The organism is Dyadobacter sp. 32 (assembly GCF_902506755.1).
Taxonomy (GTDB): Bacteria; Bacteroidota; Bacteroidia; order Cytophagales; family Spirosomataceae; genus Dyadobacter.
In genome coordinates, this window is sequence record NZ_LR735258.1 from 764,287 (window position 1) to 786,447 (window position 22,161).

Annotated in this window: 21 protein-coding genes and 1 pseudogene; 11 read left to right on the forward strand and 11 right to left on the reverse strand. The window is 45.3% G+C overall.

The annotated features are described in order from the left end of the window. Positions 1-78: 78 nt before the first annotated feature. Entirely contained in the window at positions 79-1,137 is a 1,059-nt protein-coding gene (locus DYADSP32_RS02975) for an endonuclease/exonuclease/phosphatase family protein (protein WP_149244103.1), read from the reverse strand. A 242-nt stretch (positions 1,138-1,379) separates the two neighbouring features. Here DYADSP32_RS02975 and DYADSP32_RS02980 point away from each other — a divergent pair, with 242 nt between their 5' ends. After that, positions 1,380-1,766: a hypothetical protein gene (locus tag DYADSP32_RS02980; RefSeq protein WP_149244102.1), complete on the forward strand. Its 387-nt coding sequence runs from the start codon at positions 1,380-1,382 to the stop codon at positions 1,764-1,766. A gap of 144 nt (positions 1,767-1,910) precedes the next feature. Further along, positions 1,911-2,255, forward strand: a complete 345-nt coding sequence (locus DYADSP32_RS02985; RefSeq protein ID WP_149244101.1) for a conotoxin — start codon at positions 1,911-1,913, stop codon at positions 2,253-2,255. Between the two features lie 129 nt (positions 2,256-2,384). Here DYADSP32_RS02985 and DYADSP32_RS02990 read toward each other — a convergent pair whose 3' ends face one another. Further along, the gene (locus DYADSP32_RS02990) at positions 2,385-3,209 is read right to left on the reverse strand and encodes an alpha/beta fold hydrolase (protein ID WP_149244100.1); all 825 of its coding nucleotides are present in this window, start codon (positions 3,207-3,209) and stop codon (positions 2,385-2,387) included. Positions 3,210-3,341: 132 nt separating this feature from the next. Between DYADSP32_RS02990 and DYADSP32_RS02995 the strand changes: the two genes are divergently transcribed. From DYADSP32_RS02995 to DYADSP32_RS03005, 3 genes are all read left to right on the forward strand, one after another. Continuing rightward, a complete protein-coding gene (locus DYADSP32_RS02995; protein ID WP_149244099.1) occupies positions 3,342-4,058 on the forward strand; it encodes a DUF2071 domain-containing protein in 717 nt (238 codons plus the stop codon). A 137-nt stretch (positions 4,059-4,195) separates the two neighbouring features. Continuing rightward, a complete protein-coding gene (locus tag DYADSP32_RS03000) occupies positions 4,196-4,633 on the forward strand; it encodes an Rrf2 family transcriptional regulator (RefSeq protein WP_149244098.1) in 438 nt (145 codons plus the stop codon). A gap of 276 nt (positions 4,634-4,909) precedes the next feature. Beyond that, the gene (locus tag DYADSP32_RS03005; protein ID WP_414617472.1) at positions 4,910-6,085 is read left to right on the forward strand and encodes a cytochrome-c peroxidase; all 1,176 of its coding nucleotides are present in this window, start codon (positions 4,910-4,912) and stop codon (positions 6,083-6,085) included. Positions 6,086-6,202: 117 nt separating this feature from the next. Here DYADSP32_RS03005 and DYADSP32_RS03010 read toward each other — a convergent pair whose 3' ends face one another. Beyond that, positions 6,203-7,639 (reverse strand): S41 family peptidase, encoded by a 1,437-nt coding sequence (locus DYADSP32_RS03010; RefSeq protein WP_414617473.1) that lies wholly within the window; start codon positions 7,637-7,639, stop codon positions 6,203-6,205. Positions 7,640-7,909: 270 nt separating this feature from the next. On the opposite strand from DYADSP32_RS03010, the gene DYADSP32_RS03015 reads away from it, so the two are divergent. Continuing rightward, complete coding sequence (locus DYADSP32_RS03015) at positions 7,910-8,374, forward strand: hypothetical protein (RefSeq protein WP_149244097.1); 465 nt, start codon at positions 7,910-7,912, stop codon at positions 8,372-8,374. 130 nt (positions 8,375-8,504) lie between these two features. Then, complete coding sequence (locus DYADSP32_RS03020) at positions 8,505-8,789, forward strand: hypothetical protein (RefSeq protein ID WP_149244096.1); 285 nt, start codon at positions 8,505-8,507, stop codon at positions 8,787-8,789. Positions 8,790-8,858: 69 nt separating this feature from the next. On the opposite strand, the gene iolE is transcribed toward DYADSP32_RS03020, so the two are convergent. The 8 genes from iolE to iolB form a co-directional block, all read right to left on the reverse strand. Next, positions 8,859-9,761 carry a myo-inosose-2 dehydratase gene (gene iolE / locus DYADSP32_RS03025; RefSeq protein WP_149244095.1) on the reverse strand — a complete coding sequence of 301 codons (903 nt, stop codon included), beginning with the start codon at positions 9,759-9,761 and terminating at the stop codon, positions 8,859-8,861. A gap of 191 nt (positions 9,762-9,952) precedes the next feature. Next, a complete protein-coding gene (iolD, locus tag DYADSP32_RS03030) occupies positions 9,953-11,821 on the reverse strand; it encodes a 3D-(3,5/4)-trihydroxycyclohexane-1,2-dione acylhydrolase (decyclizing) (RefSeq protein ID WP_149244094.1) in 1,869 nt (622 codons plus the stop codon). A 147-nt stretch (positions 11,822-11,968) separates the two neighbouring features. Then, entirely contained in the window at positions 11,969-12,913 is a 945-nt protein-coding gene (locus DYADSP32_RS03035; RefSeq protein WP_149244093.1) for a class II fructose-bisphosphate aldolase, read from the reverse strand. A gap of 188 nt (positions 12,914-13,101) precedes the next feature. Continuing rightward, positions 13,102-14,715, reverse strand: coding sequence for a sodium/sugar symporter (locus DYADSP32_RS03040; RefSeq protein WP_149244092.1), 1,614 nt, complete (start codon positions 14,713-14,715; stop codon positions 13,102-13,104). A 110-nt stretch (positions 14,716-14,825) separates the two neighbouring features. Beyond that, complete coding sequence (gene iolG, locus DYADSP32_RS03045) at positions 14,826-15,854, reverse strand: inositol 2-dehydrogenase (protein WP_149244091.1); 1,029 nt, start codon at positions 15,852-15,854, stop codon at positions 14,826-14,828. Positions 15,855-15,964: 110 nt separating this feature from the next. Then, positions 15,965-17,431 (reverse strand): CoA-acylating methylmalonate-semialdehyde dehydrogenase, encoded by a 1,467-nt coding sequence (locus DYADSP32_RS03050; RefSeq protein ID WP_149244090.1) that lies wholly within the window; start codon positions 17,429-17,431, stop codon positions 15,965-15,967. 278 nt (positions 17,432-17,709) lie between these two features. After that, a complete protein-coding gene (gene iolC / locus DYADSP32_RS03055) occupies positions 17,710-18,723 on the reverse strand; it encodes a 5-dehydro-2-deoxygluconokinase (protein WP_149244089.1) in 1,014 nt (337 codons plus the stop codon). A gap of 112 nt (positions 18,724-18,835) precedes the next feature. After that, entirely contained in the window at positions 18,836-19,699 is an 864-nt protein-coding gene (gene iolB / locus DYADSP32_RS03060; RefSeq protein WP_149244088.1) for a 5-deoxy-glucuronate isomerase, read from the reverse strand. 125 nt (positions 19,700-19,824) lie between these two features. On the opposite strand from iolB, the gene DYADSP32_RS03065 reads away from it, so the two are divergent. The 4 genes and pseudogenes from DYADSP32_RS03065 to DYADSP32_RS03080 all read left to right on the forward strand — a co-directional run bounded on the left by DYADSP32_RS03065 (position 19,825) and on the right by DYADSP32_RS03080 (position 22,147). Then, positions 19,825-20,856 (forward strand): LacI family DNA-binding transcriptional regulator, encoded by a 1,032-nt coding sequence (locus DYADSP32_RS03065; protein ID WP_149244087.1) that lies wholly within the window; start codon positions 19,825-19,827, stop codon positions 20,854-20,856. A gap of 94 nt (positions 20,857-20,950) precedes the next feature. Continuing rightward, positions 20,951-21,280 (forward strand): type II toxin-antitoxin system RelE/ParE family toxin, encoded by a 330-nt coding sequence (locus DYADSP32_RS03070; RefSeq protein ID WP_414618147.1) that lies wholly within the window; start codon positions 20,951-20,953, stop codon positions 21,278-21,280. Next, entirely contained in the window at positions 21,277-21,591 is a 315-nt protein-coding gene (locus DYADSP32_RS03075; protein WP_149244085.1) for a helix-turn-helix domain-containing protein, read from the forward strand. The genes DYADSP32_RS03070 and DYADSP32_RS03075 overlap by 4 nt, the downstream gene beginning before the upstream one ends. Beyond that, positions 21,578-22,147, forward strand: a pseudogene (locus tag DYADSP32_RS03080) (substrate-binding domain-containing protein). The gene DYADSP32_RS03075 and the pseudogene DYADSP32_RS03080 overlap by 14 nt, the downstream one beginning before the upstream one ends. Positions 22,148-22,161: the final 14 nt, after the last annotated feature.

Here is a 22,161-nt window from a genome sequence, read left to right on the forward strand (position 1 = left end):
TTGACCCCGGTGGGAAGGTTGGTGGAGCCACAGTCAATAGCGAGGCTCCTCTGTGGCTGTTATGCTCCTTTTGACAAGTTATTGTATAGGCTTATTTATTTTTTCTGCGGCTAGTTCCTGATCCTCCTGGTCAGCTTCCGGTTCTTCCTGCTCCAAATCCGCCGTCGATTCATATTGAAGACTAATCAGAATCGGGAAGTGGTCAGAATTGAAATTTTCCAGCCTCTTCATACCATTGAGTTTGAAATCTGTCGAGCAAAACACGTGATCCAATGGAAAGCGAAGTAATGGCGTTTTGGCATGAAAGGTGTTGTAGAAGCCTCTTCCAATTCTCGGATCCAGCAGCCCACTGATCTTGGAAAATAATTCGGTCGTATATGACCAGGCTACATCATTCAAATCCCCGACAACAATCGTAGGAATTTCACACTCCTTCACTTCTTTGGCTATGAGCAGCAGTTCTTTATCCCGCTCGGTAGAATGCGTGTTTTCCCCAGGTACAGGCGGTGTAGGATGTACGCAGAACAGCTGGATAATTTTTCCAGATTTGAGTGTGACCTTCGTTTTGATGGAGGGAATTTCCTCGTCCACCAGGTATCGCACTTCCGCATTTACAAGCTCCAGTTTTGAATACAAGAGCATTCCATAGGTATTTTCAAGCGGCACAAGCACCTGATAAGGATAATTGTTGCTGAGTTCCTTTGTGCCTTCGTACCAAAAGTTGTCGGTTTCCAATAACAAAATCACATCGGGATTATGCCTGGAAAGGAGCTCCATGCAGCCCATGGTATTGGTATTGTCCTGAAACACGTTAGACGAGATAATCGTGATCCCATTTTCCGGATCAATACGGTCCGCGTTCAGCAGCACCTTTTTCGCAAAAAAAGTGAAAGGAAACACTTTATAGATCAGAAAGAGAGAATTGCATGTGATGCCGATCAGGAATATCCAATTTCTTTCGGTTTCTATTTGTGCAAAAACAAGATAGGCGATCAGGATGAAAACACTCAGTGCAAGCTTTTGCAGACGAGGATATTCAAAGACACGAAATGTCCAGTAGTCATTTTTGATCAGTGGGATCAGTGTAAACAGGATCAGAGCCCATCCCGAAATTTCCAAAGCTAAACTGACAGGCATTCTATTTAATTTGATTAACGTGATACCATACAAAGGTAATGGCCCTTTGTTTCTATGCTAAACAAATTCGCAAATTGTGCGCGAATTCAAGATAAGAGTAGTCTAATGCAATTGTTTGACCCATAACACAGGGTTGAGTGTTCGGTTAATGTCAATAGGAAACTGCAAATGGTCTTAATTTCATAACATGATGAACGATAATCGTGGTCCCATAATGGATAGTTTTGTTAAAAATTCAGGCTATGAAAACTATATTTCTCTCAATTATTTGCAGCTTTTTCTGCTATGTTTCTTTCGGTCAGATATATGTTGGCCATGTTGATATTACGCGTTTAGATAGCCTGAGGGTTATTGAGGTGGTTATTGACCGCCGGGGTTCCGGAAAGACGATCGATGTGTTTGTGGACTACGGTCAGAAGGATAATACCAATTCACTGGGAATGATCACGAGGAGTGACAATGTGATGATGAAAGATCCGCGTACCCAGGAGAAAGTGATTTTTAAGTCGACCGCGGCGGCTATTAATTTTTTTGAGCAAAACGGCTGGATGCATTATAACACCATCATGGATCGCAGCATCAGTGATGTAGGTTATTATTATTTCAGGAAATCAGCTGTTCATAACTGAGCTACGGAACAGGCTGTTTTACCTGTTGAGGGTTTGGTGAGTAGCTTTCGTGGATGGGTGATGTAGCAAGTTGAAATGGGATTGGTACGATTGTTTTTGAGGAAATAGGGCTAACTAAAACCAATTTTAACTAACATGACTTTGATGAAAAAAGGATTGATGATTATTGCTTTGCTCTTTGCCTGGACTTTTGCATACGCTCAGGACACCACAAGAACCAAAGCGGATAGGACCGCTGATAAAACCAGGACAGCTGCTAAAAAAGCGCGCAAGGAGATAAAGAAAGATGCAAAGGCAGTGGGCAAAGGTGTGGAAAAGGGTGCAGAGGTAGTGGGAGAGACGGCCGAAAAAGGTTATAGGGCTACGAAAAAGGGCGTCAAGAAAGGGGCTAAAGCGGTTGGTGAAACGACTGAAAAGGGTTACAAAGCCACCAAAAAGGGCGTCAATAGGGCAGCGGAGAAAGTGGAGGAAAAGACAAGAGAGGAATAAATCTGTCACCCTGAATAGAAAAACCTGCCTTTAAAAGGGGCAGGTTTTTTATTTTTTGTTTTGTAAAGTTCGACAAAAAAGCTGCCAAGAGGATGTGTCAGCTTTTTAGTATGCACCATCCAGTTGGATTTATTCTTCCTTTATAAAGGCTAACAGATCTCTATTGATGGTAGCTGCTTCGGTTGTGGGCATACCATGCGGGAAACCGGGGTAGGTAATCAATTTTCCATTTTTCACCAGTTTTGCGGCTTTGACAGCGGTAAGCTCAAACGGAACGATCTGATCATCTTCTCCGTGTAAAATCAATACAGGAACGTCTACATTTTTAAGGTCTTCGGTAAAGTCGGTTTCTGAAAACGCTTTGATGCAATCATAATGTGCTTTTATGGCACCTGTCATGCCCTGGCGCCACCAATTGTCCCGGATTCCCTGCGATACGTTGGCTCCCTCACGATTGTAACCATAAAATGCCATAGTGAAATCCTGAAAATATTGCTGTCGGTTGGTGGATGTTCCTACCCGGATCTCATCAAATACCGACATAGGAATACCATCCGGGTTATCTTGAGTTTGCACCATCAGGGGGGTAACCGCGCTCACAAGCACGGCTTTGGCAACCCGCCCCTTTCCGTGTTTTGCCACATAGCGAATTACCTCTCCGCCTCCAGTCGAGTGTCCTATATGTATTGCATCTTTTAAATCAAGCGCCTTTGTAAGTTCGGCTACATCCGCGGCGTAGGTGTCCATGTCATGCCCTTCGGCAGTTTGCGAAGATCTGCCATGTCCCCTGCGGTCGTGCGCAATAACCCTGAATCCCTGAGCCAGGAAGAACATCATCTGTGCGTCCCAATCGTCGCCGGACAATGGCCAGCCGTGGTGAAATACAATAGGCTGGCCCGTTCCCCAATCCTTGTAATAAATCTCGGTACCGTCTTTTACTTTGATCTTACCCATTTTTATAGTCTTTAAGTTTCAGGTAAGTTACTATATATTGCTGAAGCCTACAATCCGATTGGCGGAAAGCGATCTTTGAAATTACTTTTGCCAAAGTTCTGTTGGTTAATTATAACGCCTAAATCAACGATCGTGACCAACTTTTTGAATGCAAAATGGGAAAATCTTGTCATGGCCAATTACAGCATTGCTCCCGAAATACTTTTACCCTATGTTCCGCATGGAACGGAGTTGGATTTTCATGATGGAAAAACTTTTGTGAGTCTGGTGGGGTTTCTGTTCCGGAGTACCCGGATTTTTGGACTGCCAATTCCATTTCTGGGAACCTTTGAGGAGATAAATTTAAGGTTTTACGTAAGTCGCAAAGTGGGCGACGAAGTGCGCCGGGGTGTAGTGTTTATCAATGAAACGGTACCGAACCGCCTCGTGGCCTGGATCGCCAACTATCTGTACAAAGAGCATTATGTAGCCGTTCCCACGAATCATGAATGGGCTGTTGGTCAGAAATTAAAGCACGTGAAGTATCAGTGGATCAATGGTAACGAATGGAGAAGTATCTATGCCGAAGCCCGGGTCAAAAACAGACCTATGAGGGTGGGTAGCCAGGAGGAATTCATATTTGAGCATTATTATGGTTACACCAGCATTGGCGAGCGTCGCTCGGAAGAGTACCAGGTCCAACACCCGAAATGGCTTGTGAATGAGGTGACTCGGTACGAAATCGACTGTGATTTTGAATCCATGTATGGCAAAGACTTTGCCTTTCTCAACAAAGTTGTTCCCGATTCCGTATTTCTGGCGGAAGGGTCCGCCATCAGTGTAAAGTGGAACAGGACCCGATTCGGATGAAAGTTGCTCAGCTATTAAAGTCATGAATTTGCTTTTGGTTTCTCTATGTAATTTTTTTTGTGTTTAATAAAAGACAAAAAACTCTTTTATTTTTGATCTGTTGCCAATATCTTTGTCAGGTAAAATGATCAGCTACGATGTTTTTTTCCAAAACCTGTGAGTATGCGATAAGAGCAGTGATATTTGTAGCTCAAAAATCCGAAAAGGGCAGGAAAGTGGGTATAAGGGAAATCGCCGCCGGCATAGATGCTCCGGAGCCATTTATTGCCAAAATTTTACAGGACTTAAGTAAAGGAGATTTAATACAGTCGGTGAAAGGGCCTAATGGAGGGTTTTATATCGACATGGCAGGGCGCAACCACACCTTGGCTGACGTGGTACGGGTGGTGGATGGAGACAAAATATTCGTTGGTTGCGGTTTGGGGCTCAAAAATTGCTCAGAAACAAAGCCCTGTCCCTTGCACAATGAGTTTAAGCAAATTCGAAAGCAAATGCACCAGGCGCTCCATTCTGCAACGATTGGAGAGTTTAATGAGCAGCTGAATCAAGGCCTGAGCTTTATCAGGGAGCGATGATCATTCATCCTCGGAAAGCAATGAAATCAGAACCTAAGTTTGGCCGAATTGCATGCGAAGAAAATGGATCCATGTAAGCGAAATCCGTGTGGTTTTTTTAAATAGCAAGTCAAACAAGGATCCGTAAGTGTGAAAAGTACGGAGTATCATGGTATACGATTTTAATGGAGTAGGATAGGGCGGGCTGTTTTAATAAGTTTTGAAAGGAAAGCTGTCGGTAATATGGTTTTTGCACATTGTGTTTTATCATTGTTTTGGAAGAAGAGCGCAGTTTTTGTGTCATCATTCCCATGGTTGCTTTTCCTGATGGCCATTGTGAGCATTGGATGTGGACATAAGGAAGAATCACTTCGGGGAAACAGAAGGGGAACCCCGGAAACCATTGCCGATTTGGGGGCGCTCCCTCTGCAGGTAACCCATCCGGCCGATAACCCGTCCACCCCTGAAAAAGTGAAGCTGGGGAGATTGCTGTTCTTCGATCCGATATTGTCGGGAAATAGAGATGTGTCCTGCGCTACTTGTCACCAACCTGAGTTCAATTATGCCGAATTTTTAGAAACCTCCATAGGTGTGAATGGCGTTGGAATGGGCAGTAAACGTCGTTTTTTGGATCCCAATGATATTCCTTTTGTGAAACGCAACTCGCAGAGTGTCCTTAACACGGCCTTCAACGGACTCACAAATCATGAACCCTATCATCCCGAAAATGCACCCATGTTTTGGGATATGCGGGTCAAAGGATTGGAAGAGCAGGCGCTGGAACCCATCAAAACACTTGAAGAAATGCGGGGTAATGCCTATCCGGATGAACACATTCTGGACGAAATAATTCTTCGCATCAAAGGCATTCCCGAATACCGGTCCCTCTTTTCAGAGGCATTTAGAAATGACAAGGATCCTGTTAACAAAAAGAATCTGTCCAGGTCCATAGCGGCTTACGAAAGGACGTTGATCGCAAACAATACGCGGTTTGATCAGTACATGCGTGGAGACAGCCTTGCGCTTTCTACAAGTGAAAAGGAAGGACTCAATGCCTTTCTGACTACGGGGTGCGCCAAATGCCATTCTGGACCGATGTTTTCGGATTTTAAGATGCATACGCTAGGGGTTCCCGATAGTGGCAACAGGAAGGAAAGTGATGCAGGCATCAAGGGTGACTATGCATTCCGGACACCTACATTACGAAATCTCAGATACACAGGACCTTACATGCACAGTGGAAAATTTACCACCCTGGACCAGGTGTTGATGTTTTATGAAGATATTGCAGGCGGCAAAGTCATTAACCCGCTCGTTAAACGCAGCCAGATGGACACCCTGGCCACGCACATGGATGTCAATTTTAAAGATATCTCTCGAATCGTTGAATTTTTGAATTGCCTCAACGATGATAATTTTGACAAATCCATCCCCGAAAAAGTGCCCAGTGGCCTCCGGGTTTCAGGAATGTAAATGAGATAGATACTACCTTTAGCAGTTCATGTCGACCACTAAATTCCAGTTGAAAGTGAATGAAAAGAGGATGTATTTCGACACCCCCTTTTTCATGACAGATTCAGGTTTCTATTTTTAGGGGTTAATCCCAATATTTTTGATCATCCTTTTCTCGCCTGGGTGCAAATTATCTCTGAGACTTTCTTTTAGCAATCGCTCCACCGTTAAAGAGGGTGCCAGACGCCCACCATTGCTTGCAGGAATTCCCATTACATCAAGCGCTTTTCGGAGCAGTGTCTCACTTTCATCGCCGAACGCCTTGTAGGGTACGGAAGAATCTTCAACAAGATAGGTCGGCGTCATGCCATTGACCGTTCCGTAGTCCGACTGATCATTGGCATTGGACGTTTGTCCTAACATCATGTAAACGCCCCATTTCCAGCGCTTTTCTTCATCGCTGATTAAGGACCCGAACAGATTCTTACCGGCGGTATGCTCTCCGATGGTGACGACATCCATGTAAGGTTTGAGACAATTAATCACCAGTTCGCTGGCCGAGGCTGTTCCGGTGGAGGTCAGCACAAATACCCGAGAAAGGTTTGAGCCGATATTATTTGTTTCATTCAAAAAATTGTAATTCAGCGCATTGGCTCCATTCATTTTTTGCCAATAGCTGGTGTATTTGTCATTCCATTTTTCCTTGTAAAATATTTTGGACGATGAAATGCCTTTTCCGACGAGTGATGCCAGGGTTTCTGCCGAGCTGATGTACCCACCTGAGTTGAACCGGAGATCCAGCACAAGTTCGTTCACCCCCTGGCTTTTGAAATCGGCAAAAACCTGACGCAGTTCGTTGTCGTATTTGTTTTCGTCAAGCGCTGTACCCGGGACGAATTGGGTGTAAACTAGATACCCGATCGTCTTCCCATAGTCCGGTTTGCTGATTACTGTGGAGAATACCACCGGATCTTCGCTCACTTCTGCTTTGGTTACAGATATGACAGTACTGGTTGCGGTAATTTTTCCGTTGGATAAAGTTCCCATTGTGAATGAGGCTGTTTCCCCGCTGCCGAATAGGGTCTGATAGTTAGTAGCTGTTATTGATGTATTGTTAATTTTCACCACGATATCACCACGTTTTAAGCCTTGCGCCTCGGCGGGGCTTCCTTTCACAACTAAATTCAGGAATAGCCCCATATTGGTTTTGGAATCGTCCAGATACGAAAGGGAATAACCGATGCCAAAAATTTTGCTCACCCCATTGAATTCTGCCTGGAGGGCATCCACATCATCTGTCACCATGGAGAACCGGTCTGTGGTGCTGCGCTGGTAAACCAGCTTTTCGAAATACGCTTCAGGATCAATTGTTTTATCGAGCGTAGCAGCTGCCGGCATGGTCTTGTACCAGAAATAGGCATCATTCATGACTTCATAAATCCACTGATTGACGGATGTGGTTGTGGCGGAAGTTCCGGTCTCATCTGCCGGCGAAATATCCTTATCCTTGCAGCTGTATATGAGCAACACAGCCAGAAATATGGTCAGAGTGCTTCGGATTTTTAAATATAACATGTTGAATCAGTTTTAATAAAAGGTAACTGATAATGCATAGGCAATGATTCATGCTTGTTTATAGCTATTACGTTTGCTATATGGAAAGTGTTGCGGTCCAGGTGGGGCACAAAATATTCCAGATGTAAGTGAATGCAGAACGACCACAATGTTAGAAAATGATAACCGGGCCATCTATGTGGAAAGAGCAGAATGATGCTGTCTTTTCCCTGTGTTCCTTACAAATGAAATTTGAATCTGATATTTTTGTAGTCAGTACGAATTTTATACATGTATCAGGCACTATTGATTTTTCATTCCGCTACCAGATGGCTCGTTTTGTTGAGCTTAGCCTATTCTGTTTTCAGGGCGTATAAGGGTTATTCGGGCGGTCACACCTTTACGAAGCAGGACGATACCGTTCGCCATGTAACGGCAACCGTTGCACATATTCAGCTGATGATCGGTTTTACGCTCTACTTTCAAAGTCCGATAATAAAGTATTTCTGGCAACATTTCCGGGAAGCAGTACGGATCGGCGACAGCGCGTTTTTTGGGCTGATTCACATGTTTTTCATGTTCATTGCCATCATGTTGATCAGTATAGGCTCAGCACTGGCCAAAAGGCAGACCGCGCATCATCTCAAATTCCGGATCATGCTCTTATGGTTTTCAGTAGCATTAATTGTTATTCTTGCACTTATCCCGTGGCCGTTTTCACCACTGGCAGGAAGGCCCTTTGTTCGTTTTTTTTAATCCTGTTAAAGCATATTATCTATCCTGTTAACCGGTTACTCATTAATTCGGTTTGATAACAAGAACAGGTAATTTTACGCTATTTTGATTTTTGATGCGTGCCTAAATTTGTAAAAAAACAAAATTCGTCATGCAAAAACTTTTCAGGAATTCTATCAGTTATGCAGCATTTTGCGCACTGGCATTGTCCATGTCCTGTGGAAAGGATAAAACCCCTAGCCCCATGAATTGTGGCAATAATGCAGAAAAAGTGACTACCGCTGCCACAACTTTTTCCCAGAGCCCAACCAAGGCAAATTGCCAAGCCTATAAAAATGCGGTTAGTGATTTTTACAAAAGCTGCGCTACTTTCTATACGGGTGCAACCAAGAAAGATCTGGACGATTTTATGGCTGAGGACTGCCCAGATCTATAGGGAATTATTTCCTGGTTAAATCACTCTGCCCCTTTGCGTCCGAACTGCGCAAAGGGGCTGAATAGTGAGTTATATTCCGGTCAACCTATTAAAGAATTTCCGGGCTATGATGGCGTATTCCAGCGGATTGGCTTTGGCGGGATCCTGCTCGGCTTCCAAAACGATCCAGCCGTTGTAATCGCTTTGCTTAATTACTTCAAACAGGGATGGAAAATCAATACAGCCTTCGGGGTCTCCGGGAACGGTAAAAACGCCTTGTTTCACAGCCGTAAGAAAACTCAGTTTTTCGTCGTGTACTTTTTGCAGGATATCTGCCCGAACATCCTTCAGGTGAATGTGAGCCGTTCTGCCAATGTATTTTTTCAAGGCAGTCACCGGGTTTTCTCCCGCAAAATGAAAATGCCCGCAGTCGTAATTCAGATATACATTTTCAGGATCGGTTTCGTTCAGCAGGCGATCGGTCTCTTCCATGGTCTGGATGCAGGTGCCCATGTGGTGGTGAAAAGCCAGCTTCATGCCCCGGTCACGGGCGATTTTACCTAATTCATTCAGCCCGAAGGTGAAGCTGTTCCACTCGTCATCGGTCTTGAGCATACCTTTTCCCTCAAATACAGGCACATGCATCTGTCCCTGGCAGCTGTTACCTGTCTCACCACCACCAATCACTTTGGCACCCATCGTTTCGAGGAAGTCAAGCAGTTTGGTGAAACTTTCCCGGTTTTCAGCCAGCGATTTGCTAGTGAGCTCATAGCTGTTCCACTGGTTGCAAATTTGCAGTCCCCGCATTTCCAAAGCCTTACGAAGTACATTGGTATCGCGTGGGAATTTATTCCCAACCTCGCAACCGGTAAAGCCAGCCAGGGCCATCTCGCTGACACACTGTTCAAAAGTATTTTCTCCGCCCAGTTCGGGCATGTCGTCGTTGGTCCAGTTAATAGGCGCAACGCCCAGTTTTATGTTTTCGAAATTCATCGGTTTAGTTAAAAATTAAAAATGAAGAATGAAGAATGAAGAGAACCGGGTCGCCGGTGCGACTAGGGACATGGGTAAGGGTTATTTTGTAGGTGTTTTATTACTAGTTGGTTAACTTCTAAATTTCTAACCAATGCCTTCTTAACTATCGACTCTAACTCCTTACCTACTCTAACTTCTCTACCTCCTTCCTACAAAAATATCCTCTGCTCTTTTTTATTTTCTTTATATGTTTCAAAAGCTTTTTGGACCGAAGGCGAGGTGGATACTTCTGCAACAGGAACTTCCCACCAGGCGTGGTAGCCTTTTACGGTTCGGTACAAGTTGGTTTCGATGTAAATGACTGTAGTTCGGTCGTTCTTTTTGGATTGGGCCAAGGCTTCATCCAGTGACTTTTTATCGGTTGCTTTGATCACAATAGCACCCAGGCTTTCTGCATTTTTGGCAAGATCCACGGGCAGGAATTCACCAGACAATTGACCGGTGTTTTCGTCCCGGTATTGATAACGGGTTCCAAATCTTTCACCGCCAATGCTTTCCGAAAGACCTCCAATACTGGCATATCCATTGTTATTTAGTAGCAGGATCGTGAATTTTATACCTTCCTGAACCGCCGTCACAATTTCATGATTGTTCATCAGATATCCTCCATCGCCACATATCACGTATATTTCCCGGGTGGGGTCGGCCATTTTCGCGCCTAACCCGGCTGCGATTTCGTAACCCATACAGGAGAAACCGTATTCGAGATGGAAGTTTTTGGGATCTGTGGCACGCCACAGTTTGTGCAGGTCACCTGGAGCACTTCCCGAAGCATTGATCATCACATCCCTGTCGTCCATAAAGGTGTTGAGGGCTCCGATCACAACTGCCTGGTCGATAGGAACAACGGTTCCGTTTCCTTCTGCATATATTTTGGTCACCTCGTCGTCCCATGCCTTGTTGATGTCTGCTATTTTCTGACGATAATCGGCAGCCACTTCAAAGTCTGCAAGCAAGCCAGATAGCTCTTCCAAAACTGCTTTGGCATCACCCACAACTGGTAGTGCAGCATGTTTGAAAGCATCAAATTCACTGATGTTGATATTGATAAACTTTACGTCCGGGTTTTTGAAAATGGATTTAGAAGCCGTGGTGAAGTCGCTGTACCGGGTTCCGATGCCAATGACAACATCCGCCTCATTGGCTACTTCGATGGCGTATTTTGTGCCCGTCGCGCCAAGCCCGCCAATACTGTAAGGCTGATCGAAACGGACGGCTCCCTTTCCTGCAAAGGTCTCACCGACTGGTATTCCGGTAGCAGTGGCAAACTGGTGCAGTACATCGCAAGCGTCACTGTAAATGGCACCACCTCCTGCCACAATTACCGGATTTTTTGAGTTACGGATCCATTCCGCAGCTTCCCGAATCAGATTCACATCCGGCCTTGGGCGGCCAATTTTCCAGACTCTCTTTTTGAAAAGATCTTCCGGGTAGTCGTAGGCAAATGTTTGTACATCCTGTGGCATTGATAGTGTTACCGCGCCCATTTCAGCCTGGGAGGTCAGTACCCGCATTACTTCGGGCAGGGAGTAAATGAGCTGCTCCGGACGGTTGATCCTGTCCCAGTATTTGGATACGGGTTTGAAACAATCGTTTACGGAAATGTCCTGCGTGCCGGCACTTTCGAGTTGCTGTAATACCGGATTGGGCTCACGGGTGGCGAAAATGTCACCTGGTAGAAGCAAAACAGGTAGCCGGTTAATGGTCGCCAGAGCAGCCCCTGTGATCATGTTTGTAGCACCAGGTCCGATGGATGTGGTGCATACAAAAGCACCGAGCCGGTTTTTCACCTTGGCGTATGACACGGCAGTATGTACCATCGATTGTTCGTTGCGGCATTGATAGAATCTGAAATCCGGATTTTGCTGCAATGCCTGGCCGAGGCCGGCTACATTCCCGTGCCCGAATATGCCAAAACAACCTCCGAAATAGAGTGTTTCTACACCATCCCTTTCAATGTATTGGTTTTTTAAAAATGTTATGGTAGCCTGGGCTACGGTTAAGCGTCTGGTTTTCATAATTCGTTTCGCTTCTTTATTTGTAATGAAAGCTTCATTTCTATATTTTAACTTTTGTCAGGGATTGTCAGGAAATGGTCATTATTTGCTGAATCACGGCCTATTGGTCCTGAGCGTTCTTGCTGTATTGAGCTGTTAACTCTTATCTTACTGGTGTTGGAACTCTGCGGCTTTACCTGTACATCCGAACAGATCAAATTTTCCGGTCATAAATTTTTTATATTCTTCCATAAATGTTTTGCCGGGCGTGGTGGGGGCAAATTCATCCGGTTTATCCCGGAAAAATTCCCGGTTTACCATCGTCCACAGCAGGCGCATGTCCGTGGCGATGTTGATCTTGCAAATACCCAACGGAATCGCTTTCCGAACCTCCTCGTCCTGCACGCCCTTAGCGTCGGTTTTAATTCTGCCACCTGCGGCGTTGATTCGTGCAACTACTTCATTACTCACGTTTGAACCCCCATGCAGCACCAATGGAAATCCGGGTAAACGCGCCTGTATTTCTTCCAGAATATGAAGTTGTAAACCTTGTCCCCCGGAAAACTTGTAGGCTCCGTGGCTTGTTCCTACTGCAATGGCCAGACTATCACATTCCGTTGCTTTTACAAAATCCTCCACTTCCTGTGGATTGGTGTAAAAAGAATGAGCGGCGTCTACTGTGAGATCGTCTTCCACCCCGGCCAGCACACCCAATTCTGCTTCTACACTAATTCCTTTCGCATGGGCTTTGTCAACAACGGCTTTTGTGCGTTGTATGTTTTGTGCAAAAGCATCATGGGAGGCATCTATCATCACCGAAGTATAGCCACCTTTTTCAATGGCATCAAAAATGTGGGATTCGTAGCCATGATCCATGTGAATGGCAAATACGGTTTTCGGGTAAATCCGCGCCGCCGACTCGATCATGGAAATCAACATATCTGCATGTGCATAATCTCTTGCAAAAGGTGTTGTCTGTACAATAAAAGGTGCATTCGCCTCCTGAGCGGCAGCAAAAAGTCCATGTATTTCTTCCATAAAAAATACATTCACAGCCGGAATAGCATAGCGGCCATAGCATTTCTGGAAGAGTTGTTTTGTGGTTAGAAGCATATCATTTTAAATTTTCACGCAAAGCTGGTAAGTAAAAGAGCCAAGACCGCGTAAGGCTTTTGTGCTCTCTGCACTTTAAAAATTTTCACGCAAAGCAGGTAAGAAAAGAGCAAAGGCCGCATAAGACTTTTGCGGTCTAGGCGTTTGTCTTATTTTACTTTGCGTGAAACCTTCCTTACCAAACTTTCCTACCAGAACACCGTATACAAAGCCGCCAATATTCCGCAGAGCACAATCGAAGCAATAACAAACCCTCTGCCCGGGCTGAACATAGCACTGTCGATATCCAATCCTTTCGGGTTTGACCTACTCTTTGGATCGGCCAAAGTCATGATGATGATAACGGCACTGAGCAACACAAATATGATTCCCATTCTGTCCAGAAAGGGAATGTCGGGCCACAAGAACTTACCGGCCGTCGAAAGTGGAATGGTGAGCAAAGCTGCTGTTAAAGCGGCGGCAGAGGTTGTCCTTTTCCAGAACATACCAAAAATAAAGATGGCGAAAACCCCTGGCGTGATAAAACTGCTGTATTCCTGGATAAACTGATAGGCTTGTTCCAGTACACGAAGCTGTGGGGCGATGATGACGCCAATAGCCATGGCCACCCAGATGGTGATGCGGCCAATTTTAACCAGTTTCACCTCACTCGCCTGCGGATTGATGTATTGTTTGTAAATGTCCAGCGTGAAAATCGTAGAGATACTATTCGCTTTTCCAGCCAGTGAGGCAACGATCGCCGCGGTCAACGCAGCAAATGCCATTCCTTTGAGGCCGGAAGGAAGCAGGTTGAGTAGAACCGGGTAGGCGTGATCCGGTTTGACGACACCCGCCGGATCCAGCATTTCCTGTTGAAACATCCCATTTTGATACAAAACGTAAGCAGCTATTCCGGGAATAACGACGATAATCGGAATGAGCAATTTTAAAACCGCAGCAAATAAAATCCCTTTCCGGGCTGTAGAAAGATCGGCGCCCAGACTGCGTTGAATGATGTATTGATTACAGCCAAAATAGGCCAGGTTGTTGATCCACATGGCACCAATAATCACAGACAATCCGGGAAGATCTTTATAAAACGGATTGTCTTTTGGCAAAATCATGTGGAAATGACTGTCACCCTGCTCTTTTAATAAAGCCAATGCATTGAAAATTCCAGGTCTGTTGAAATGCTGTGATACCAGATCCAGGGCCAGGTAGGTGGTGGCTAATCCGCCCAAAATGAGTACGATTACCTGCACCACATCGGTATAGCCGATTACCTTCATACCACCAATGGTGATGATCACCGCAAAAAGTCCCAAACCGACAATACCATAAGTGAAGTCGAGTCCGGCGGTGACTTCCAGTGCCAGCGCGCCAAGATATAGAATGGAGGTAAGGTTTACAAACACATAGAGCAACAACCAGAATACGGCCATGATCGTTGCCACAGTAGGATTATATCGTTGCCGCAAAAACTGCGGCATGGTGTAAATTTTATTTTTCAGGTAAACCGGAAGGATAAAAACAGCAACCACAATGAGCGATGCCGCGGCCATCCATTCGTAGGAAGAAATGGCCAGACCAATAGCGAACCCTGAGCCCGACATGCCTATAAAGTGCTCTGCGGAGATATTGGAAGCAATGATGGATGCCCCAATGGCCCAGAAAGTGAGTGAGCCCTCCGCTAAAAAGTAGTCTGTCGAACTTACCTCTTTTGATTTTTTTCTGTTGTAAATCCAGTAACCATAAGCAGATACACCGATGAGATAGGTGAAAAAGACAATATAATCCAGCGTTTGTAAACCAGTGTTCGACATGCAGGGTTTTATATAATGAAAGTGAATATTAATTGTACTTTACGAATTGCAAACGTTTGCAATTCGTAAAGTGTGCAATGTAATACATAGGATGGAAACCAGGTCAGCTATTAAGCATGACTGAATTCCAGTATCTCATTTATTTGCACAGCACGTCCTTCGGTCAACGATTTCATTGCTGCAATACCAATGGCGGTTGCCATCAGACCGTCGTGTGCATTTACCGGTGAAGGTTTGTCGTGCAGTACACAATCTATAAAGGATTTCAGGCAGACACGGTAGGCCGACTCATATCTTTCCAGAAAAAAGTGAAGCGGTAAAGCGCTGTGTCCGCCGCTGCTGTCAAAATGGATCAGCGAGTCGGTTGTGTTATTTTCGGCTTTGGCCATCCCTTTTGAACCAAAAATTTCCAATCGCTGGTCGTAGCCGTACACGGCCTTACGGCTGTTGTCGATCACACCAATGGCTCCGTTTTCGAAGGTTAGCACGATAACGGCGGTATCTATATCGCCAAAATCCTTGATCTCCGGATGTATCAGCGCATCTCCTTTTACGAAAACGTCTTTCACCTCACTCCCTACAATATATCGGGCCATATCAAAATCATGGATAGACATGTCGAGGAAGATCCCTCCCGATATTTTCAGGTATTCTACCGGTGGCGGCGCAGGGTCGCGGCTGGTAATGCGGAGAATGTGCGGATCGCCGATTATATCCTTTTCCACCAAACTCCGGACATTGCTGAAATTGGCATCGAAGCGTCGGTTAAAGCCAAGCATCAATTTTACTCCATTATCAGCAACCGCTTTTTCAGCAGCCAGAATGGCCTCAATGGTCACGTCAAGCGGTTTTTCGCAAAACACATGCTTTTTCTGTTGCGCAGCCGCCACCGTATACGGAACGTGATAAGGGGTAGGCGAACAGATGATAATGGCCTCTACATCCGGATGGTTGATCACCTCGTATGCGTCTGTGGTAACATTTTTAATGCCAAGATGGTACGCAAATGCATGAGATTCCTCAGACACGTCCGAAGCAATAATCACTTCTGCGTCAGGCATGTGGTGTACAAGATTGCTCAGGTGGATTTGTCCAATCCGACCCAGGCCAATCACGCCGGTTTTAAGTTTTTTTGACATAGTAAGGTTAAGGTTTTCTATTGAAAAATACGCGGTTAGCAGCTGGCTATTAGCGATTAGCTTTACCCTGCCGGTGGGCTATTCGCTAACGCCTGATTGCTAAAAGCTTTTTAAAACTTACGGTTCCATTCTTTTAGCCAGCGTTCGATTACAACTTTCGTTTGGGTGAAAAATTCTACTGCATGTTTGCCTTGTCCGTGGAGGTCGCCATAGAAGCTGTCTTTCCAGCCTGAGAATGGGAATTGAGCCACAGGAGCAGCCACCCCAATGTTGATCCCAATATTACCGGCTTCGGCTTCGTGCCGGAATTTACGTGCATTCAGACCGCTGCTTGTGAATACACAGGCCATGTTTCCGTATCGGCCCGAGTTAATAAACTGAATGGCTTCGTCGATGGTATTGATGTGTACAAGACTCAAAACCGGTCCGAATATTTCGGTAGCTGCCAATTCGCCGTCCAGCGGAATGTCTTCGATGATGGTGGGGGCGATGAAGTTCCCGTTTTCGAATCCTTCTACTTTGGCATTTCTGCCGTCCACGAGCACTCGGCCTCCTTCCTGCACCCCTTTCTCGATGAGATTATTGACACGATTTTTGCTTTCCGTGGTAATGACCGGTCCCATCTGCACGTCGCTGTCCAGTCCGAATCCGGTTTTGCGGATTCTGGTGGATTCTACCAGACTTTCGGTGATTTCTTTGTGCTCACCAACCGTGATGATGGTGGATGCTGCCAGGCAACGCTGACCAGCACAGCCGTAAACGCTGTCGATCACGATCTGGGTGGTCATGTCAATGTCTGCGTCGGGTAATACAATCACCGGATTTTTGGCACCGCCCTGCGCCTGGACTCGCTTCCCGTTTGCTGCTCCTTTGGAATAAACATACTTGGCTACGTTGGATGAACCTACAAAGCTAATTCCCTTGATCACTGGGTGCTCCAATAGCCCGTCTACCACCTCACGGCCTCCCTGTACAATGCTCAGTACACCTTTGGGCAAATCCAGTTGTTCCATCAGCCCCACAATTTTGGTCATGGTCAGTGGTACTTTTTCCGAAGGTTTGATGATGTAACTGTTTCCGCAAGCTAGTGCGTAGGGGAGAAACCAGAAGGTGATCATACCGGGGAAATTGAAGGGTGCAATGCATGCACATACGCCCAAAGGCTGCCTGATCATGTATTCGTCAATGCCTTTTGCGATATCTTCCGAGAATTCACCCTGCATCATTGCCGGCATACCACAGGCATTTTCCACATTTTCAATGGCACGGATCATTTCGGCTTTGGCTTCCAGGAAAGTTTTCCCGGATTCGAGCGTGATGGTACGGGCAATATCATCGAGGTTGTCTTCCAAAATGGTTTTCAATTTGAAAAGATACTGCACACGTTTTGAAACGGGTGTTCTTCGCCATTCCTGAAATCCTTTTTCGGCTGCTTCCGCTGCGTCTGCGACGTCTTGTGCATTTCCCGCCGGAACCTGGGCCAGTACCTCCTGATTCGCCGGATTGACCACATTCAAAAACTGATCTGAGTGGCTGTCAACCCACTGCCCGCCGATGTAATTTTTTAATTTTTCCATTCCTATTGTTATTTAAACGCAGAGTTCACGGAGTTATCCGCTGAGTTGCGCTGTAATTATTTAATACTTTTTTTATCAAACGTTTGTGTCCCTTCCCGCCATCATTTGTGTCCTCACAAACGATTTTTTGGATCACTTAAAAGGTGCGTGGGCAAACAACCTCGGCTTCGGGGGGCACAAATTACGGCGTCTGAATACACAGCCCTGGTAGTGGTTCGATGCTCCAACTTCTTAACTTCTCTAACTTCTTAACTTCTCTAACTACTTAACTCGTCACTTCAAAATCCGCCCCGGCTCTCTACAAATGCCATCACTTCGGCATTTGTGGGCATGAAATTGGCACAACCTTCCCTTGTTACGATGATGGCTCCGCAGGCATTTCCCATCCTTACGGATTTGTACAAGTCCCAGTCATTTAATAATCCATAAGAAAATCCTGCGCAAAACGCGTCTCCCGCCCCCAATACATTTAATACCTCCACAGGGAAACCAGGAACTTTCACTTCTTCTTTTCCTGGCTGGAAAATGGATGCGCCCTCTTTTCCTCTTTTTACAACCAAAGTTTCCACACCAGACCTCATGATCTCTTCAATCGCATTGTTGATATTACCCCTTATTTCGGGGGCAGATATCTGCTGATGTTTGATCAATAGTTGCTCTTTGTCGGTTAGGTAAGTGGCCAGTATTTCTTCCTCAGTGCCGACTACAATGTTGAAGCTGTTGAGAGCGGCACGAAGCGTTACACCGAATGACCGTGGATCGTCCCACTGATCGGCGCGGAAATCGATGTCCAGTAAGGTTTTCACGTGATTCTTTCGGGCAAGTTCCAAAGCATAGAACATCGCAGTGCGGCTGGGATCTTTACTGAATGCAGTTCCCGAAAAGGCGGCTGCTTTAAAATCCGCGAATGGAATGGCAGTTACGTGATCAATATTCAGGTTGATATCCGCACAGTTTTCGCGGTAATAAACGAGCGGAAACCGGTCGGGAGGTTCAATGCCGAGCACCACAGCGGAACTTCGGGTTCCTTCAATGGTGGGTACCCATTGCGTGGAAATACCTTCCTCATCAAGGAAATGTTTGATGAAGTTTCCGACCTGATCATTTCCAATACCCGTTAGAATAGCTGTTTTGAGGCCAAGGCGTTGTCCGCCTGTGGCTATGTTGAGCGGACAGCCCCCTACAAACGCGTTAAACGCAGATATCTTTTCGAATGGACTTCCTACATTGGCCGAATACAGATCGATAGACGAGCGGCCAAGGGTCAGGAGATCGTATTTATTGTTGGACATGTTATTGAGCTTTGGGCAATCGGCCAGTAAAGTGCATTAAAGTTGTACAAGTATTTTATTAAAACAGCCTTTCCTGATCAGCCGATAGCTGATAGCCAAAAGGCGATGTTGTTTACCCATTCATTTCCGCAGTAACAAGCGGTAATCTTGGGTCTGATCCTTTCCAGGAACCGTAAATCCAGTCATGGTCGGGGTCGGAGGTATTGGCCAGCGACTGGTCGCTACCTGCCAGGAAATTGAGATAGTAAACATTGTAGCCATGCCCTGCCACAACCGGGTGATATCCCTTTGGAACCAAAACAGCCTCATTGTTTTTTACCCGAATGATCTCGTCCAACGAACGGTCTTCGGTATAGACCTGCTGAATGGCGTAACCCTGAGGTTTGTCGATTTTATAAAAATAAATCTCTTCCAGATTGGCCTCTATCAGATTGCCGTCAGCATCCACTTTCCGTTCGTCATGTTTGTGAGCAGGAAAAGAACTCCAGTTACCGGAGGGCGTATATACCTCCACACATACAATTTTATGACAATCGAAGCCAGGTTCCAGTAAACTATTGATCTGGCGGTTGGCATTATCACCCCCGCGATATTCTATGGCAGCTTCCTCGGGGCGTTTCATTCTGGGCGGATGATCTTCGTCTGTAGCCACACGGCATATAGCGATATCCGTATGGGCTGACCGGGCAGTTAATACGAAATCTGTGTTTCTTGAGAAATACATGGCGTGGCCAATACCGCTGAAGACATCCTTCCGGCCATTGACCGTTTCCCAGGTCTGGCCATTTGCTTCCACCTTGAAATTTCCGCCGAGTAAAACAATACAATATTCGTATTCACCGGTGTTACCGGTTATTTGTTCATCAAGATCCAGTATTTTAGCCTCGAAGTTCAGGTATTTCCATCCGGCCGCCTCACTTGATAAGGAATGGTAGGTTTTGTTCTCGGTTGCGGGTTTAACCAGTAAATTTGTCATCACTTTATTTGCCGTACATTTGTGCAATGATAGCATGGTATAAATTAAGTACAAAATGTAAAAATGCTTATATTGAATGCAAACGTTTGAAAAAATTATAATAAATCATTGCAATAATTATAATAATGAATTCCTCTCGTCCGGTTACCATAAAAGACATTGCCCGCCGTTTTCATTGCTCGCCTTCCACCGTTTCCCGGGCGCTCAATGATCATCCCGCAATCAATGAAGATACCCGTAAAAATATCCAGGAATATGCGCGCGAAGTGGGGTATCAGCGTAATGAAGTTTCACTGAGTTTGCTAAATAAAAAGACGGCGTCATTGGGTGTGGTGGTGCCAACGATCAGCAATTACTACGAAACAGCGGTGATAGAAGGGCTTCACAATATCCTGCAGCCGATGGGTTATACACTCAACATCTGTGTGACAAACGAAAGCTATCTGCTGGAAAAGGAATATTTATCCAAACTGTTGTCCAACAGGGCAGAAGGAATATTTTTATCCGTATCTCAGGAAACCTACGATTCCGGCTATTACGAGCACCTCGAACAGGTCATTCAGCGTAAAACCCCGTTGATATTTATAGACCGGGAATATGAAGATTTTGAAACCAGCCGTGCAACAGTAGATGACTACCACGGTGCGTTTGCTGCGGTGGAGCACCTGATTAACATGGGTTATAAGCAAATTGCGCATTTGAAAGGCCCCAATGGTCTCACGGTTTCGGAGCAGCGCTTCAAAGGTTACAAGGATTGCCTCACTAAATACGGTTTTCCTGTACGCGAGGAGTTGATCATCAACACCAATTTCAGGGTTGAAAGTGCAATTTTACCAGCTATGCGTTTACTGGAAATGGATTCGCCTCCCGATGCTATTTTTGGTGTAAATGATCAGGTTGCGATCGGCGCCATGCGTGTGGCAAAAGATAAAGGGCTTCGTATTCCGCAGGACATCGGCTTGGTGGGTTTTGACAATTCGCCTATAACGGCGTATACCTTCCCATCGCTCACAACGGTGAACCGGCCTGGGAGGAAGATTGGCATGGAGGCATCCAGGTTATTCCTTAGCCAGCTGAATGCCTCCGGCGATTTCAGCCATGAAAGTATCGTGCTTCCTTCGGAGCTGATTATCAGGGAGTCTTCGTTGCGTATTTGAAACAGAATAAGACACTTCGTTATCTGTTGAGTCAATAAAAAAGTTTCATCATGAGGAAACTTTTTTTAATTCTAAAACCTTCGTCTTTTTTGAAATTGTTTTTTTAGAGGATGCATATGAATTTCTCCATGCTCTTGAAAGAAAGCACTATGAGAAGATGCTTTATAACATCAGGAAAGCCCAAACTCGTCATGATCCCGAGCTATTTAAAAAATTGCATGACGATATATGGGAATTCAGGACTTTATACCAAGGAATTCAGTATCGGTTGTTAGCATTTTGGGAGAAAACAGAATCTAGTAATACAGTTGTCATTTCTTGTAATGGTTTTATTAAGAAAAGGAGTAAAGTTCCAGAAGATGAAATTGATAGAGATAAACAGTTGAGAAATAAGTATTTTACTGAAAAGCAAAATAAACTATGAAAACATTCACATTAGATCAGGTGCAGGATAAATTGATTGGAGAAGTAGGTACCCCAGATAGGGATCGTTTTGAGTACGAATTGCAAATGGAATTAATAGGAACGGCCATCCGACAAATTCGGAAAGAGAGACATATGACTCAGGAAGAATTAGGGAAACTGGTAGGTGTACAAAAGGCGCAAATTTCAAGGTTGGAGAGCAATTCAGGAAATGTGACTATGGATACATTAATAAAAGTTTTTACTGCATTGAAAGCAAAGGTTAAATTTCAGATTGAGTTACCAAATTTGAGTATCAATGTTGGAATATGAAGATTTTGAAACCAACCGTGCAACAGTAGATGACCACCACGGTGCGTTTGCTGCGGTGGAGCATCTGATTAACATGGGTTATAAGCAAATTGCGCATTTGAAAGGCCCCAATGGACTGACGGTTTCGGAGCAGCGCTTCAAAGGTTACAAGGATTGCCTCACTAAATACGGTTTTCCGGTACGCGAGGAGTTGATCATCAACACCAATTTCAGGGTTTAAAGTGCAATTTTACCAGCTATGCGTTTACTGGAAATGGATTCGCCTCCGGATGCTATTTTTGGTGTAAATGATCAGGTTGCGATCGACGCTATGCGTGTGGTAAAAGATAAAGGGCTTCGTATTCCGCAGGACATCGGTTTGGTGGGTTTTGACAATTCGCCTGTAACGGCGTATACCTTCCCATCGCTCACGACGGTGAACCGGCCTGGGAGGAAGATTGGCATGGAGGCATCCAGGTTATTCCTTAGCCAGCTAAATGCTTCCGGCGATTTCAGCCATGAAAGTATTGTGCTTCCTTCGGAGCTGATTATCAGGGAGTCGTCGTTGCGTATTTGATGCCGCGCCCGGAT